Annotated in this window: 17 protein-coding genes and 1 riboswitch; of the genes, 10 read left to right on the top strand and 7 right to left on the bottom strand. The window is 56.8% G+C overall.

The genetic code is table 11. From position 1 onward, the window contains the following. Positions 1–92: 92 nt before the first annotated feature. Positions 93–1,280 (top strand): imidazolonepropionase, encoded by a 1,188-nt coding sequence (gene hutI, locus CIK76_RS13995; protein WP_013348272.1) that lies wholly within the window; start codon positions 93–95, stop codon positions 1,278–1,280. A gap of 121 nt (positions 1,281–1,401) precedes the next feature. Here the strand turns inward: hutI and CIK76_RS13990 are convergent, their stop codons facing one another. Then, a complete protein-coding gene (locus CIK76_RS13990) occupies positions 1,402–2,028 on the bottom strand; it encodes a class I SAM-dependent methyltransferase (RefSeq protein WP_096287483.1) in 627 nt (208 codons plus the stop codon). Between the two features lie 98 nt (positions 2,029–2,126). Between CIK76_RS13990 and tpx the strand changes: the two genes are divergently transcribed. Then, the gene (gene tpx, locus CIK76_RS13985) at positions 2,127–2,624 is read left to right on the top strand and encodes a thiol peroxidase (protein WP_096287481.1); all 498 of its coding nucleotides are present in this window, start codon (positions 2,127–2,129) and stop codon (positions 2,622–2,624) included. 198 nt (positions 2,625–2,822) lie between these two features. Here tpx and CIK76_RS13980 read toward each other — a convergent pair whose 3' ends face one another. Next, positions 2,823–3,278 (bottom strand): hypothetical protein, encoded by a 456-nt coding sequence (locus tag CIK76_RS13980; protein WP_141393564.1) that lies wholly within the window; start codon positions 3,276–3,278, stop codon positions 2,823–2,825. A 13-nt stretch (positions 3,279–3,291) separates the two neighbouring features. Further along, a complete protein-coding gene (locus tag CIK76_RS19115; protein ID WP_096256710.1) occupies positions 3,292–3,678 on the bottom strand; it encodes a hypothetical protein in 387 nt (128 codons plus the stop codon). A 35-nt stretch (positions 3,679–3,713) separates the two neighbouring features. On the opposite strand from CIK76_RS19115, the gene CIK76_RS13975 reads away from it, so the two are divergent. Together CIK76_RS13975 and CIK76_RS13970 are read left to right on the top strand one after the other, a co-directional pair. Then, the gene (locus tag CIK76_RS13975; RefSeq protein WP_096287477.1) at positions 3,714–4,496 is read left to right on the top strand and encodes a type II CAAX endopeptidase family protein; all 783 of its coding nucleotides are present in this window, start codon (positions 3,714–3,716) and stop codon (positions 4,494–4,496) included. A gap of 62 nt (positions 4,497–4,558) precedes the next feature. After that, entirely contained in the window at positions 4,559–4,969 is a 411-nt protein-coding gene (locus CIK76_RS13970) for a GNAT family acetyltransferase (protein ID WP_096287475.1), read from the top strand. A 66-nt stretch (positions 4,970–5,035) separates the two neighbouring features. Here CIK76_RS13970 and CIK76_RS13965 read toward each other — a convergent pair whose 3' ends face one another. Then, positions 5,036–5,680, bottom strand: a complete 645-nt coding sequence (locus CIK76_RS13965) for a VOC family protein (RefSeq protein ID WP_170947882.1) — start codon at positions 5,678–5,680, stop codon at positions 5,036–5,038. A gap of 174 nt (positions 5,681–5,854) precedes the next feature. Further along, a riboswitch (SAM riboswitch) is annotated at positions 5,855–5,972 on the top strand. Positions 5,973–6,052: 80 nt separating this feature from the next. Between CIK76_RS13965 and CIK76_RS13960 the strand changes: the two genes are divergently transcribed. Continuing rightward, complete coding sequence (locus tag CIK76_RS13960; RefSeq protein ID WP_255248480.1) at positions 6,053–7,408, top strand: bifunctional o-acetylhomoserine/o-acetylserine sulfhydrylase; 1,356 nt, start codon at positions 6,053–6,055, stop codon at positions 7,406–7,408. A gap of 2 nt (positions 7,409–7,410) precedes the next feature. Beyond that, positions 7,411–8,556: a homoserine O-acetyltransferase gene (locus tag CIK76_RS13955; protein ID WP_096256714.1), complete on the top strand. Its 1,146-nt coding sequence runs from the start codon at positions 7,411–7,413 to the stop codon at positions 8,554–8,556. A gap of 92 nt (positions 8,557–8,648) precedes the next feature. Here the strand turns inward: CIK76_RS13955 and CIK76_RS13950 are convergent, their stop codons facing one another. Further along, entirely contained in the window at positions 8,649–9,515 is an 867-nt protein-coding gene (locus tag CIK76_RS13950) for an SGNH/GDSL hydrolase family protein (RefSeq protein ID WP_096256715.1), read from the bottom strand. 48 nt (positions 9,516–9,563) lie between these two features. Continuing rightward, positions 9,564–9,953 carry an SHOCT domain-containing protein gene (locus CIK76_RS13945; protein ID WP_096256716.1) on the bottom strand — a complete coding sequence of 130 codons (390 nt, stop codon included), beginning with the start codon at positions 9,951–9,953 and terminating at the stop codon, positions 9,564–9,566. Positions 9,954–10,154: 201 nt separating this feature from the next. Here CIK76_RS13945 and CIK76_RS13940 point away from each other — a divergent pair, with 201 nt between their 5' ends. After that, a complete protein-coding gene (locus CIK76_RS13940; RefSeq protein WP_096256717.1) occupies positions 10,155–10,820 on the top strand; it encodes a dienelactone hydrolase family protein in 666 nt (221 codons plus the stop codon). Between the two features lie 70 nt (positions 10,821–10,890). Here the strand turns inward: CIK76_RS13940 and CIK76_RS13935 are convergent, their stop codons facing one another. Further along, a complete protein-coding gene (locus CIK76_RS13935) occupies positions 10,891–11,118 on the bottom strand; it encodes an RNA-binding S4 domain-containing protein (protein WP_105678708.1) in 228 nt (75 codons plus the stop codon). 201 nt (positions 11,119–11,319) lie between these two features. On the opposite strand from CIK76_RS13935, the gene CIK76_RS13930 reads away from it, so the two are divergent. The 3 genes from CIK76_RS13930 (at position 11,320) to CIK76_RS13920 (ending at position 14,707) form a co-directional block, all read left to right on the top strand. After that, positions 11,320–12,705, top strand: coding sequence for a glycine--tRNA ligase (locus CIK76_RS13930; RefSeq protein ID WP_096287473.1), 1,386 nt, complete (start codon positions 11,320–11,322; stop codon positions 12,703–12,705). A gap of 5 nt (positions 12,706–12,710) precedes the next feature. Then, positions 12,711–13,637 carry a GNAT family N-acetyltransferase gene (locus CIK76_RS13925; protein WP_096287471.1) on the top strand — a complete coding sequence of 309 codons (927 nt, stop codon included), beginning with the start codon at positions 12,711–12,713 and terminating at the stop codon, positions 13,635–13,637. An 83-nt stretch (positions 13,638–13,720) separates the two neighbouring features. Beyond that, on the top strand, positions 13,721–14,707 hold the full coding sequence (locus CIK76_RS13920) for a DMT family transporter (protein ID WP_096287469.1): 987 nt from the start codon (positions 13,721–13,723) through the stop codon (positions 14,705–14,707). Positions 14,708–14,740: the final 33 nt, after the last annotated feature.

Raw genomic sequence — 14,740 nt, 5'->3', positions numbered from 1 at the left:
GACGGACACCCTCTGGTTCTCTGTTCCCAAGCCATGAATCCTAGGTAGGCTCATGCCTAAAGGACCAGCAACACCACGAAGGCGGAATTCTCATGGCAACCCTGTTGCTTACCAACATTGGACAGCTGACTACGGTTGACCAAAACGCCCGGGTGCTGGAACACGCCGCGGTGCTGATCCAAGACAGCCTGATCGCATGGGTCGGTGACATGGGCCAGGCACCGCAAGCCGATGAATCGATTGATCTCGGCGGGCGTGCGGTTTTGCCCGGCTGGGTTGACTCCCACAGCCACCTAATTTTCGGGGGCGACCGGGCCGAAGAATTCGTGGCACGCATGGCCGGGCAGTCGTATGCCGCCGGCGGCATCGCGGTCACCACTTCAGCTACCAGCCAGCTTTCCGATAACGAGCTGAGCGAAGCTGTGGCTGCACGCCGGGCGGAAGCTCTGGCAATGGGCACCACATGGATGGAAACCAAGACCGGTTACGGCCTGGCAGTGGATGAAGAGACCCGGCATTCGGTGCTGGGCAAACCGCTGGTTGATTCCTTGACCTTCCTCGGTGCGCACTTGGTACCTGCAGGATGGGATGCCGATGAGTACACGGAGTTGGTAACTGGCCCGATGCTGGATGCCGTGGCAGATAACGTTGACTTCGTCGATGTCTTCTGCGAACGCGGAGCTTTCACTGAAGAACAATCTCGCCGGGTCCTGGAAGCGGCAAGGGCAAAGGGACTGGCGACCAAGGTCCACGGAAACCAGCTGGGTCCTGGCCCAGGAGTGCAGCTGGCAGTGGAGTTCGGCAGCCACTCTGTAGACCACGTGAATTATCTGGAGGAAGAGGACATCCAGGCGCTCGCCGGAAGCTGGGCCGGCTGGGACTCAGCCACACGGACAGGAACTCCGGGCACGGTAGCAACCTGCTTGCCCGCCTGCGACCTGTCTACGCGACAGCCGCTTGCACCGGGCCGCGAACTGCTTGATGCAGGTGTGCGAATCGCTTTGGCCAGCAACTGCAATCCGGGTACCAGCTACACGAGCAATATGAACTTCTGCGTGGCTACCGCAGTGCTCCAAATGAACCTGTCGCTGGCTGAGGCAATCGAAGCGGCAACCTACGGCGGCGCCTTGGCCCTCGGAGTTGCCGGCCAAACCGGTTCCATCGAGGTAGGCAAACGTGCTGATCTGCATGTGCTTGACGCTCCGGTTGCTGCGCATCTGGCATACCGTCCCGGAATGAACCTGACCCACAGCGTATATCGGGCCGGCAAAGCAATCTAGCGGTTTGCCGCAGGCCACCGAGAACCGTGCTGCACCGGACACTATGCTCGGGGATTCCCGCCGGCGAGTGAGGAAGCCGATGAAATGGTAGCCGCCATTTCGACTCTCACTGTCCATGAGACTAGGACGGCAATACGAATATTCCGTCTGGGCTCGGGAACCCGGAACGCTGCTTGATGTGCGCGTAGACGCTGACCGACCACGGGGAATCTGACTGGTAGGGAGATAAATGCCAGTCGGAGAATCGTTGCATCAGTTGCAGCGAAGTACCTTGGCGAAGCTCGTCCTGGTCTGCTGACCCGCCTTTGGTATGGCTGGTGGTGCCGATAATGAGCACGCCCGAAGAACTGCGCACCTGATCGGCCAAACTGAAAATTCCACGTAGCTGTTCGCGTGGGATGAATGCCGGAACATTGCCGGCCAGCAAAATGGCGTCGTACTGTTCGGGCAGGCCATGGCTGCGCAAAGAGGCGCTCTCCAGCTGATTCGCTGACAGCTGCCTGAACCAGGTCCCGTCGAATAGCTCTGCAGCTACCTCCAGGACTTGGGGTGTGGGGTCTATGCCGTAGGCATGGTGTCCCATGCGGCGCAGCGCATTGACCGTATTGCCCACGCCGCAGCCGATGTCCAGAACCTGTGATTCACGGTGGCATAGCATGTCAGTGAATCGGGCGACTACTTCCAAATCAGTACCGTCCAGAGTCAGCGCTCGCATCTTGGCCGCATATGCATCGTAGTTCGTGCCCATCTCCACAGTCTTGCATGAGCACAAGGCGTGAGCGACTTGTTTGCGCTTGTTGGCTGAAAATATGGCTCCGGATTAGGCATCCATGATAAACAAGACCTATGGCTAATACTGCTTTTAAGGGAACTCCCGTACAGACCATTGGTGAACTGCCAGCCGTAGGCTCGCAGGCTCCAGCATTCACCCTCACCGACACCGGCCTTGCAGATGTCACCAGCGAGTCGCTGGCTGGCCGCCGCGTAGTCCTGAACATCTTCCCATCAGTTGATACCGGTGTCTGCGCTGCCAGCGTTCGCCGTTTCAACGAACTGGCTGCCGGCCTGGAAAACACCACCGTAGTGTGCGTTTCCGCTGACCTGCCATTCGCCTTGGGCCGCTTCTGCGGTGCAGAGAACATCGAAAATGTGACCGCTGCTTCCGTGTTCCGCTCGGACTTTGGCTCGGACTACGGCGTGACCCAGGTAGATGGGCCACTAGCGGGCCTCTTGGAACGTTCCGTCGTCGTCTTGGACGAGACCGGCAAGGTCGTTTACACCCAGATCGTTCCGGAAATCACCACCGAGCCAGATTACGATGCTGCAATTGCAGCTCTGAGCTAGTCGCTTGTTCGCATCGATAATGATGCGCAGAAAATGCCCACCCGTGCTCGGGTGGGCATTTTGCGTCTAAACAATAAATGGGGTCAATGACTACCGTTTGCTCCACGCATACTTCGGCAGACGTTTATGATCAGAATCGGACGTAAAACATCGAATGAGATCTCGCTTATTCGGCGAGTTGCGGGTTTGGCTGATTGGTTAAGCAGTCTTACTAGCTTTTAGGAAGTGAGTAGGGGCGATCGAAACCGATAAATCTCGCCCCTGCAATTCATTAACGATGAAGCTTAGCGAGCTTGAAAAGCCGTTGACATCAATCTGTTCCTGAACAGTCCCACCTTCAGGAGTGCAAATGACTTTGATCTTTCCCTGATCCTGGTGCTTGTCATCCTGCCATACCACGGTGGACGAGGTGTCTTCGCCTTTGCATCGAAGTACCGCCGAATATTGGCCACCATTCAGTGGAATTCCAACTGAGACAGTTTGGATCTTTTCTTCGATGGTCGTTTTGGTCGCCGCAATTTCATTTTTTTGCATCGGCACTAGCGACGGTCCTGTTGATGGTGTGGAGATTTCTGATTTGCCAACGGAGCAACCTGTGAATGAGAGGGCAAGTGCAACGATTGTTGCGAAAATTAGAGTGCTTTTTGATCTCAAGATTAATTCCTTGTTAGGCAGCAACTACTCGGAACTGGATTCCCGTAGGAGAAATTGCAGTCCCTGATCCGCTCGAAGTTTTGAATCCCGCAGTGTACTGCCGCCATTTGAAGATGTAGAAAGTGCTTTGTGGGCGAGCAACATACATTTGACGTGAGTTCATTTTAGACGACGCGGAAGACAAAATTGTAGTTAGCGAGCTTTGGACCGTGAAGTTCGTATTTGCGTTGAATGCTTTGATGCCCACACCTCCACCTGCAGACAAGCTAGCTGAGGCGGTGACTGAACGCGACAAATTGCCTTTCCCGCCTTTTCCTCCGATGCCACAGGACGACTCACTCGCACTCTTTTTGTTCAGCTTGCTGGTGGTCTCAACTTCAGGTTGTCGCAGGTTAGTCATGAGGCTCCTCAGCACGCGCACAGTCAGATCAGCCTATGATCGAAAATGTGAACGCTGAACAAATTGAGCAGACAGCAACCCGCAAAACTCTCAGGTTTGAGATCATCTTGGTTCTAGCCCTGTCTTTGGGGCAGAGCGCGGTGTATTCACTGATTAGTTTCGCCGACAAGGTGAGCCGTGCGCCGTTGCGCGACCAGACCACGTCGATGAATAATCCGTTAAACACGCGCGAATACTTCGACCTGTCCTATCAGTTGCTGGATATTTTCTTCGCACTGATCCCGGTTCTTCTCGCACTGTATTTGATGCACCGCACCCTGGACCGAAGCGTGAAGGATGTAGGGTTCGACTTCCGCCGTCCGGGTAAAGATCTGTTACTTGGGGCCGGATTGTTTCTTGCCATGGGCCTTGGAACCCTGGGCGTATATGCCGCAGGCCGTGCCTTGGGAGTAACCACCGCGTTGTCCACGGCTAATCTTGGTGACTATTGGTGGAGCGTGCCGGTGCTGCTGCTTTCTGCCGTACGCCACGCGGTGCTTGAAGAAGTGATCATGCTCGGTTTCCTGTTTACCTACGGTAAGAAGCTGAACCTGGGACCGTGGACGCTGATTCTCGGATCTGCGCTGATCCGCGGTAGCTACCACCTCTACCAAGGCGTCGGCCCGATGCTGGGAAACATAGCCATGGGTGTGATTTTCGGTTGGATTTACCAGAAATATGGGCGAGTGATGCCGTTGGTGATCGCGCACTTCTTGTTGGACGCAGTGGGATTTGTCGGGTTCATGCTCTTCGGCCCCGCTATCGGTATCGGAGGCTAACCCCACAACGGCAAGCATTGCGCAATGGCAATAAACGACGTTTTCAACGGTACGTTTTACTTATGCAAATCAGTGAACTCAAACTGACCGAAATAGGCGAAGCAACAGCCCTGTGGCGGAGCGTCGAGCTTACGCGGCCATGGAATGATCCGGAGGCAGATGCACGTAAAACACTGGAGAATCAGAGCTCTACGATTCTTGCGGGACCTCATGAGCAAAGACTGGTAGCTACAGCCATGGTTGGGTTCGACGGACACCGAGGCTGGCTATATTACGTGGCGGTCCAACCCGGCATGCAGGGCCAGGGGTTTGGACAGGAGATTATGGGGGCAGCGTCGCGTTGGCTTGCTGAACAAGGGGTGCCCAAAGTACAGCTCATGGTGCGTACCGAGAACACTGATGTGATCGGATTTTACGAGCGGCTAGGCTACGAAGCTCAAGAAGTGGTGGTCCTAGGCAAAAGGCTTGGATAGTTGGAACGACAAAGGGTAGGCGAGGACGTTGCCGTCCGCACCTACCCTTTATTTCGACGTTCTTTGTTATAGCGTGACCAAACCATTGTCGGTTTCAAAGGTGACCGACAAGATGCCCGGAGTGCCGTTGGGTGCTTCGTATTCCATGCTCACCGCGCCAAGATTGACGTTCTCTGGCTGGCCTAGCCAGTCTAGGACGCGGTCGCGGGAACCAGCGATAGTGATGCTTTGAATCGCACCTACAGGCTCTAGAGCCTTCGAAGGGTGCAGATCCTCCGTTCCTGCGTCCCAGCGAAGCAAATACGGAACCTGCGGATCAGCGATGAGCCCCTTGATTCCAACTTGCTGCCAGGTGAGTTCGCGGCCGTCTGGGAACTTGCGGTTTCCCGGAACAGATTTACGTCCCAGCCGCTCTTCGGCGCTGGAGAGGTCTTCAACGGAAACGCACCATCCCATCCAGCCGCCGCCAAGCTCGGAGCGGGCTCGTACTGCCTGCCCAAACGGTGCTTTGTCGCTGGAAGGGTGGTTTAGAACTTCAACAACTTCTAGGTACTGGTTGTGCTTGAGCGGGAAAATTACATTCCGCGTTCCAAAACGCGGATGTACGCCCCCCTTGACGAATTCCAGGCCCAAAGCCTTGGAGATTCTTTCGGCGGTTGGCATGAGCCCATCGGGGCCACATGCGTAACTAACGTGATCTAGCCTCATCATGTGCCCCATCATGTCACTATGTGATCTCAGTCTCGACTTAGGCGACCCTAAGTGGTAATGGTGGGATCGAACAGTCTGCATAAATTTCTTCATTAAAGATCTATATGACCGATTGAGTCACGTTAAGCTATCTCATATTGCCAAATTCTTCGGCTATCGGGCAGACTTGAGTCAGGTCATGAGTCCCAGTAACAAGCCCCGGCTTACTGGGCGGCAACCCTCCGCCGCGGTGGGGTGCCCCGGGTGAAGACCTGGCCCTCGACGCACCAAGCGTTGAGGACAAGCGCGGGTTACCCCCTTCGAAAGCTCCTCGACGAGGAATTTGCCGTCGGTGTGTTTTTGAGTGGTGTACCCCCATAGTCGACAAACAATATGGAGGAAACCATGAGTAACAACTGGTCTTTTGAAACACGTCAGATCCATTCCGGGCAGCAACCAGATCCGGTCACCGGTGCGCGTGCCCTGCCGATTTTCCAAACCACGTCTTTTGTTTTCCCGAACGCCGAGAGCGCCGCGGCTCGCTTCGCACTGCAGGAGCTGGAGCCGATTTACACCCGTATCGGTAATCCAACGCAGGAAGCGGTCGAAAACCGTATCGCGGATCTTGAAGGCGGCGTCGGCGCACTGCTGGTCGCCTCGGGGCAGGCAGCAACCACCCTCGCAATTCTCAACTTGGCTCAGTCTGGAGACCACTTGGTGGCCAGCCCGAGCCTCTACGGTGGAACGCAGAACCTGCTCAAGCACACGCTGCGCAAGCTCGGTATCGAGGTCACCTTCGTGGCGGATCCAGACAACTTGGATCAGTGGCGTGCAGCGGTGAAGCCAAATACCAAGGCCTTCTTCGGTGAAGTCGTCTCCAACCCGCGCCAAGACATTTTGGACATCGAGGGAGTCTCACAGATTGCCCATGAGGTCGGGGTTCCACTGCTGGTTGATAACACCTTGGCAACCCCATATCTGATCCGCCCCATCGAGTGGGGCGCGGATATCGTCATCCACTCGGCCACCAAGTACCTCGGTGGTCACGGCACCGCCATTGCCGGCGTAATCGTGGACTCGGGCAAATTTGATTTTGCGAAGGATCCGGAACGTTTCCCGGACTTCAACACCCCCGATGAGTCCTACAACGGTTTGGTGTTCGCCCGCGATCTGGGCGTTGATGGCATCCTTGGTGCCAATCTTGCCTACATTCTGAAGGCTCGCGTGCAGTTGCTCCGCGATCTGGGCGCGGCTGTCGCACCGTTTAATGCTTTCCTTATTGCTCAAGGTCTGGAGACTTTGTCTCTGCGTATCGAGCGTCACGTGCAAAACGCGAAGGAAGTAGCCGTCTGGCTTGAAAGCCAGGAGCAGGTTGAAAAGGTCGCTTACGCTGGCCTGCCTTCCTCGCCGTGGTTTGAACGCGGACAGAAGTACTCGGCAAACGGTGTCGGCGCGATTATTGCCTTCGATATTGCTGGTGGACTCGAAGCTGGCAAGGCTTTTGTGGATGCGCTGGAGCTGCATTCACATGTGGCCAACCTCGGTGACGTTCGTTCGCTCGTCATCCACCCGGCGTCGACCACCCACGCGCAATTGACCGAAGACGAACGTCTGGCCGCCGGTGTGCGTCCGGGCCTCGTTCGGTTGAGTGTGGGACTTGAAAACATCAAGGATATTCTCGCTGATCTGCAACTTGGTTTTGCTGCCACTAAGCAGCTCTCTCACCAGGAATTGCAGGAAACCCTTTAGGCATGGCATCCATAGTGACTACCGAAGAAACTCTGCCATCGCAGGAACTTACCGACGGGCAAGACGGCATTTTGCGTCGTGCGTTCGTGGGGGAGTACACCTTCGAAACCGGTGGCTACCTACCGCAGATCGAGTTGGCCTACGAAACATGGGGCCAGCTTAACGCGGAGGGGACCAACGCGGTGCTGGTGAAGCACGCGTTGACCGGTGATGCGCACGTATCGCGCGGAGATTCGCAGACCCCGGGCTGGTGGGAAGATTTTGTCGGCCCCGGGCTAACTGTTGATACCGACAAGTATTTTGTCGTGGCCATCAACATCATCGGTGGTTGCAATGGGTCCACCGGACCTAGTTCGCCAGATGAGCACGGCAACGCCTGGGGTTCACGCTTCCCCTTTATTACCATCAAGGATTCCGTGCGCCTCGAAGCGCGGTTGGCCGACCTGCTCGGGGTGCACTCCTGGCATACGGTCATCGGCGGTTCCATGGGTGGGGCACGAGCCCTTGAATGGGCGGTTGAATTCCCGCAACGCGTAAAGAACGTGGTGGTGATGGCCTCCACGGCGCAAGCCACGGCAGAACAGATCGCTTTTGCGCAGGTGCAGACCGAGGCCATTCGCCTCGATCCCAACTTTGCGCAGGGCGACTACTATGCCAACGGAGTGCGCCCGGATGCCGGATTGGGCCTGGCTCGACGCCTGGCGCATATTACCTATCGTTCGGAGGCTGAGCTTGAAGCGCGGTTTGCGCGTAATGCGCAGACCGGCGAACAGCCGTTTGTTACAACACGCGGCCCACGCGGCCGATACCAGGTGGAAAGCTATCTTGATCACCAGGCGACCAAGCTGGTTCATCGTTTTGACGCGAATAGCTACCTGGTGCTCACCGAGGCTTTGATGAGCCATGACGTGGCGCGCGGTTACGAATCGCTCACGGTTGCGCTGGCTCGACTGGAGAAGGTGAATGTGGTGGTCGCCGCGGTCAACAGCGACCGGTTGTACTTCCCGGCGCAGTCTGAACTGCTCGCCGCCTCGTTGCCGAAGCCTAAGCCGGTGCATTACATCGATTCACCGATTGGACATGACGGTTTCCTGACGGACGCCAAGCAACTTGGACCGGTACTGACCGCCCTAGTCTTTGATGACTAAGGGCTAAAAACTAAGCAGTCATATACATTTGGGACGTGGATTTTCGCACCAGTAATCGGTGCAACAAACCACGTCCCATTTGTTTTGTGTCTTTATTTTTGTCCGGGAGCGCTATCTCCAGCACCCAGCGAGGCATTCGGCGGCTGCACGGCGAAGGGCGTGGGAAGCGGTCTTTTTGCGCTAACTCCATCACCGGAAGACTGGTGGCGAATCCTGCGCAGGATCCACGGACCAAAGTACTCGCGAGCCCATTGCAGGTCTTCAATTCGTGCTTCGCGCCAGCTTCGGGTTGCGTGTTCTAATTGCGCGTCCATGACGCGTTCGTGGGGAACGTTCAGTGCATCGAGCACCATTGCGGAGATCACTTGGTGGCCCGCGGGGGAAAAGTGCAAGCGATCCGGATCCCACATTTGTGTTTGGCGCAGCTCGCTCAATGCCCAGAGATCTCCCACGACTGCGTCATGACGTTGGGCGATGGCACGGACGTTTTCGTTGTAAATTGCGACCTTGCCACGAATCCCACCAAGTACCGGGGTGTCGCGAATGTCCGGGCCGGTCAGTAAAACAATGGTGGCCCCAGTGCCACTTAACTCATTGATGGCGCCATCTAGCTTTTCGGCGATTTTATCCGGGTCGCCGCCGGGCCGGATGACATCATTTCCGCCCGCGCAAATGCTGATCAAATCCGGTTTAAGCGCGATTGCTGGTTCAAGCTGTTCTGCAACTATTTGATTGATTAGCCGTCCGCGGATGGCTAAGTTTGCATAGGCGAAATCCGGAACGGTGGTACTTAATTGCTGGGCGACGCGGTCAGCCCACCCACGATGTCTTCCCGGATTGTGCGGATCGGGGTCACCTATTCCCTCTGTAAAAGAATCTCCGAGCGCAACGTAACGCCGCCATGGATGATGTACTTCTTGGGGTGGGGCTGCCGGGCCGGAGATTGGGTTTTCAGACACTCCTACATTGTTACTCTTGGGTAACTTTATGTCAACGGATGAGAACAATTAATCGCGCAGCGCTTGGCTTCGCGCTTGCGTATATTCTTCGCGAGAAATGATTCCGCGTGTAAGCAGATCGTCTAGCTCGGATAGTTTCTGTTCCGTAGTTTTCTTCGGAGCTAGCATCTGCGAGCGAGCCAACCGGGTGGCGACGTCTGTCTGTAGGGTGAATGGATCAAATCCCGCTTTTCTGGTTGCCTTGTAATTTCGAACTGCGATGTAAATGATGAAGCCCACGAAAAGGATAAAGAGCACGGCAAATATTCCCGTTAGTAACGGAATAGCGCTAAAGGTCGTTTCCACGAAAGTTGAACCACCCAGTGGGTCTTCGTCGATGAAACCGAAATCCTGCAATTCATTAGAATCGATCAGCTGTGTTATATCCATCTCGTCCATGAGTCCCGTAATTCTGCGAGTTGGCCCCTGTCGACCACAAAGATCTATGACCGCTGGTGCTGCGTATTTGAATAATTATCACTAGTCAAACATGTTTATGAACAGAATGTAAGATGATTTTTGAAGTTTACGCTATTGCAACAAAAGACTTGTGACCACTATTGCGGATCAAAGTGCGCAAGATTCTGGTTGACTTGTTGGGTGAACGAAAAAACTTGGAATCCTACAGTTATCTGGTCTCGTCCCGAGGAAGAACGGGCGGGTACACCGTTGCTCGTGCTCTTGCACGGCTACCTATCCAATGAAGAAGACCTCATGGGGTTGGCTCCTATGCTGCCTAAGGAATTCACGATTGTCTCCGTGCGTGCACCTCAAGCACTGGGGCCGGGTTTCACCTGGTTCCCACTGATGCAAGATCTGGATTACTCCTTTAATGAAGTGAAATCAGCAATCACGGATTTGTGGAGTTGGCTAGAGCCAATTAGCAAGCAACATTCCTCGGTGAGCTTGCTTGGGTTCTCTATGGGCATGGCCGTGGCAACTTCGTTGCTGCGTTATCAGCCGGAGGCCATCAAAACCGTCGTGGGACTCTCCGGTTTTGCCGTTCCCGAAGAAGGAACAGGCTTCTTTAACGACGAAAAGCTTCGCCAGCTGCGCAAGCCACTTTTCTGGGGACGCGATCAAGAAGATCCGGTGATTACGGCGGAAAAAGTTGAGTACACCCATGGATGGGCAACCACCGACGTTCATCTCACCAAGGTGCTCTACTCAAATATGTTGCACTCGGTCAATGCGCAGGAGATGGCTCACGTACATGAATTTCTCAGCGCCGTGGTCCTGAAAACCGAGGCCGAGCAAGAAGTTTAATCTTACAAAAACTTGTGGCGGTGTCTCCAATAAAACAAGACACCGCCACAAGCGCAGAATATAAATTGAACTACGCGGTTTCGACAACTACCGATTCGCCGCGTACGGAGATCGTGTCTCCATTGCGCATCTGGGCACCGCGGCGAGTTTCGATCTTGCCGTTAACCAGTACCTGACCGTCTTCGATCAACTGTTTGGCGTGAATTCCGTCTTCGGCTAAGGACGCCAGCTTCAGTAGCTGTCCTAGGCGAATCGATTCGTCACGGATCTGAATGGGGAATACCTCGGAGTTTGCCATGGTTCCATCATCTCGCATCGAGGAGGGACTGTGAATGCTTTTCAGCCACGCACCGGCTTTTGTGGCGGATCAAACACAGTACAGACGGTGCTGAGTCACCCGAGAAGGGTGCGCCCCACGAGATGGACGCGATAGGCTTAAGCGGTATGTGTTTCCTACGGACCGCAACCAGCGGCCTCGTACTTTCTTTTGGAGTTGAAGATGGCGCCACAGTCCAAGCTTGATCAGGTTATTTCCCTCGCGAAACGTCGCGGATTCGTTTTTCAGGCTGGTGAAATTTACGGTGGTTCCCGTTCCGCATGGGATTACGGGCCACTAGGCACCGAGCTGAAAGAAAACATCAAGCGCGAATGGTGGCAGTCCTTTGTGCGTGGGCGCGAAGATATGGTGGGACTGGACTCGTCCATCATCCTGCCTAAGGCAGTATGGGAAGCCTCCGGCCACGTGAAGACCTTCACCGATCCGCTGGTCGAGTGCACCCAGTGCCACAAGCGCCACCGCGAGGATCACCTCATCGAGGCATTCGTTGCGAAGAAGGGCCGTGATCCAAAAGACGGCATGAGCGAAATCGCCTGCCCAGATTGCGGAACCAAAGGCCAGTTCACCGAGCCGCAGCAGTTCTCCGGCCTAATGAAGACCTTCTTGGGTCCGCTGGATACCGAGGCTGGCATGGCGTACATGCGCCCGGAAACCGCCCAGGGCATCTTCGTGAACTTCGCCAACGTGCTCAACGCCAGCCGCAAGAAGCCACCCTTTGGCATCGGCCAGATTGGCAAGGCCTTCCGCAACGAAATTACCCCAGGCAACTTCATCTTCCGCACCCGCGAGTTCGAACAGATGGAAATCGAGTTCTTCACCGCACCAGAAGAAGCCGATGAATGGTTCAAGCACTGGGTGGATGCTTGCTGGGCCTGGTTCCTGGATCTAGGCCTGAACCCAGAAAACCTGCGCCAGTTCGACGTGCCGGAAGACGACCGCGCCCACTATTCGGCTGGCACCATCGACTTCGAATACCGCTTTGGCTTCCAGGGCTCGGAATGGGGCGAGCTCATGGGCGTCGCCAACCGCACCGACTACGACCTGACCAGCCACAAGGATGCTTCGGGTTCCGATCTGTCGTACTTCAACCAGGCCTCCGGCGAACGCTACGTGCCATTCGTGATCGAGCCTTCCTTCGGCCTGACCCGTTCCATGATGGCTTTCCTGGTGGATGCCTACACCGAGGACGAAGCACCGAATACCAAGGGCGGCGTGGACAAGCGCACCGTGCTGAAGCTGGACCCGCGCCTGGCGCCGGTCAAGGCGGCCGTGCTGCCGTTGAGCCGCAACGAATCGCTGTCCCCGAAGGCCAAGGACTTGGCCGCCGAGCTGCGCAAGCGCTGGAATATCGATTTTGACGACGCCGGCGCCATTGGCCGCCGCTACCGCCGCCAGGATGAGATCGGCACCCCGTTCTGCATCACCGTGGACTTCGATACTCTCGATGACCACGCGGTCACCATCCGCGAACGCGACACCATGGCGCAGGAACGCGTGGCCCTTGACCAGGTCACGACCTACCTATCCGAGCGTCTGAACGGAGCCTAGAGCGCATGAGCGATCTAGCATTCCGCGCCTGGCGTTCGGGCGATGACCTCGAATTGCTGCAGATCTTCGGCGATCCGCTGTCTCCGCAGGCGTACCAGGACCGCACCATGCTGCGCGAGGACAGCGATGCGCCGTTCTCGCGCACCCTGGTGGCAACCAGCGAATCCGTAGCTATCGGCGCCGGCGTGATCTTTGCTTCCTCGCTGCACCCGCAGCGTTTGTGGCTCTACGTGGAGGTGGCCCCAACCCACCGCCGCCAAGGCGTGGGCACCGAGCTGGTGGCGCAGCTGCGGACTTTGATTCCGGCCGGGGAAAGCACCGAGCTGAAGTCGCGGTACACCGTGACCGCCGGTGACCCGGCGCAGGCCGCCGGCGGTTTCTGTGCGGCCCTCGGGCTGGGGGAGATCCAGGTATCCCGGGACGTCATCCTGGAACCCGGTGCGCTGGCCGAACCAGACTTTGACAACAATGACCGGGTCATCGAGGATATCGCTACCGGCAGCGTCGAATTGACCAAGCTTGTCATGGACTTCTACAACGCCACCCACCAGTGGGATCCGGCGAAGATGACCGTGGGCTCGGCGCAGAAGATGCTGCTCGACGAAAGCACCGGCGCCCAGGGCGCCATCGTGCTGCGCGACAAGCCACGCAGCGAAGGCGGAAAGATCCTGGCCTTCGCGATCAGCTATATCCCGGCCCGCGAGGAATCACCCACCGACGTGCTGGTGGGCTCCAACCCGGCATTCAGCGATGACCAGGTGGCCGAGTCGGTTCGCGACCTGGTTGCCATGCTGGTTTACCAATACCCGGTGAAGCTGGAGGTCGACTCGTCGATGTTCGTGCTTTCCTCCTTGGTGGATGCGCTGGCCACCGTTGAGCAGGCAACGATCATCTCAACGACGCACATTCTGGCGAGCGACTACGCCAACTAAGTAGTTCCCAGGCGGGACCCGGCAGGGTCCCGCCTTTGCTTTCCCCGCAATGCATTTGCCCAGTATCTGAGAAAGAACCACGAGTGAACAATTCGCTTAGCACCACCTTGAGCCCCGGCCTGAAGCTGGTGTATCTGCTGATCGCCGTGGCCACCGGACTGCTCATGCCGATTCAGAGCCGCGTCAACGGTGCCTTGGGTGTTGAGCTGGGCGACGCGGTTGCCGCCGCGCTGGTCAGTTTTCTGGTGGGGCTGGTGGCATTGACCATCATCCACCTTGTGGTCCCCGGCGCCCGCCGGGCCGCGCGCTCGGTGCCCCGCGTCATCCGCGAGCGTCAATTCCCGTGGTGGTATCTGGCCGCCGGCGCGGTAGGCGGATTTGTGGTGGTCAGCCAGTCGGCTGCGGTTCCGTTGGTTGGCGTGGCGCTATTTACCGTGAGCCTGGTGACCGGCCAGACCGTCGGCTCGATGATCGTGGACCGGATCGGCTTCGGTCCGGCAGGGCCACGAAAGATCAGTGCGCTGCGCCTGGCCGGGGCGGCGCTCACGGTGATCGGAGTAATCTGGGCCGTCAGCCCACGCATTAATACGGACATCGAGCTGACCACGCTGCTGCTGCCCATGATCTTCTCACTCGTGGTGGGCATACTCATGGGATTCCAATCGGCTTCCAACGGGGTGCAGGCCCAAGCCTATGGCACCCCGATAACCGCTACACTGATGAACTTTGTCGTGGGCAGCTTGATGCTCGCGGTGATCTTGCTGGTGCGCCTGCCCGCTGTTTCCCCGCTCGGGGCCCCGCCAAGCCAATGGTGGTTTTACGTCGGCGGGCTGCTTGGATGCGTTTTTATCGGCGTCTCCGCATTCATGGTCAAGCATCTGGGGGTGCTGTTCACCGGCTTGTGCATGATCTGCGGCCAGCTGCTCGGCTCGCTCCTGATGGATTTGCTGGTACCCACCGACGGGTCGCAGATTAGCTTTGCCACGGTAGCCGGCACCGTGCTGACCCTGCTCGCGGTAGCGCTCGCATCGGTCAGCGGCACCGGAAAACTCACCCGCAAGCGCAACTAGGGGATTCTGCTATCTATGGCTGACGGGCCATCT

The sequence above is a fragment of the Glutamicibacter sp. BW80 genome, from assembly GCF_002332385.1.
In the GTDB taxonomy this organism is placed as follows: domain Bacteria; phylum Actinomycetota; class Actinomycetes; order Actinomycetales; family Micrococcaceae; genus Glutamicibacter.
Note: the sequence above shows the minus strand (reverse complement) of the source record. Positions and strands in the feature narration are given on the sequence as shown.

Bases quoted from the DNA above. Each gene is read 5' to 3' on its own strand.
- CIK76_RS13965 (WP_170947882.1), bottom strand. From the start codon at position 5,680: ATGATGAGGCTAGATCACGTTAGTTACGCATGTGGCCCCGATGGGCTC.
- CIK76_RS13930 (WP_096287473.1), top strand. From the start codon at position 11,320: ATGGCGCCACAGTCCAAGCTTGATCAGGTTATTTCCCTCGCGAAACGT.
- CIK76_RS13990 (WP_096287483.1), bottom strand. From the start codon at position 2,028: ATGGGCACGAACTACGATGCATATGCGGCCAAGATGCGAGCGCTGACT.
- CIK76_RS13970 (WP_096287475.1), top strand. From the start codon at position 4,559: ATGCAAATCAGTGAACTCAAACTGACCGAAATAGGCGAAGCAACAGCC.
- CIK76_RS13935 (WP_105678708.1), bottom strand. From the start codon at position 11,118: ATGGCAAACTCCGAGGTATTCCCCATTCAGATCCGTGACGAATCGATT.
- CIK76_RS13955 (WP_096256714.1), top strand. From the start codon at position 7,411: ATGGCATCCATAGTGACTACCGAAGAAACTCTGCCATCGCAGGAACTT.
- CIK76_RS19115 (WP_096256710.1), bottom strand. From the start codon at position 3,678: ATGACTAACCTGCGACAACCTGAAGTTGAGACCACCAGCAAGCTGAAC.
- CIK76_RS13925 (WP_096287471.1), top strand. From the start codon at position 12,711: ATGAGCGATCTAGCATTCCGCGCCTGGCGTTCGGGCGATGACCTCGAA.
- CIK76_RS13975 (WP_096287477.1), top strand. From the start codon at position 3,714: ATGATCGAAAATGTGAACGCTGAACAAATTGAGCAGACAGCAACCCGC.
- CIK76_RS13945 (WP_096256716.1), bottom strand. From the start codon at position 9,953: ATGGACGAGATGGATATAACACAGCTGATCGATTCTAATGAATTGCAG.
- tpx (WP_096287481.1), top strand. From the start codon at position 2,127: ATGGCTAATACTGCTTTTAAGGGAACTCCCGTACAGACCATTGGTGAA.
- CIK76_RS13960 (WP_255248480.1), top strand. From the start codon at position 6,053: ATGGAGGAAACCATGAGTAACAACTGGTCTTTTGAAACACGTCAGATC.
- hutI (WP_013348272.1), top strand. From the start codon at position 93: ATGGCAACCCTGTTGCTTACCAACATTGGACAGCTGACTACGGTTGAC.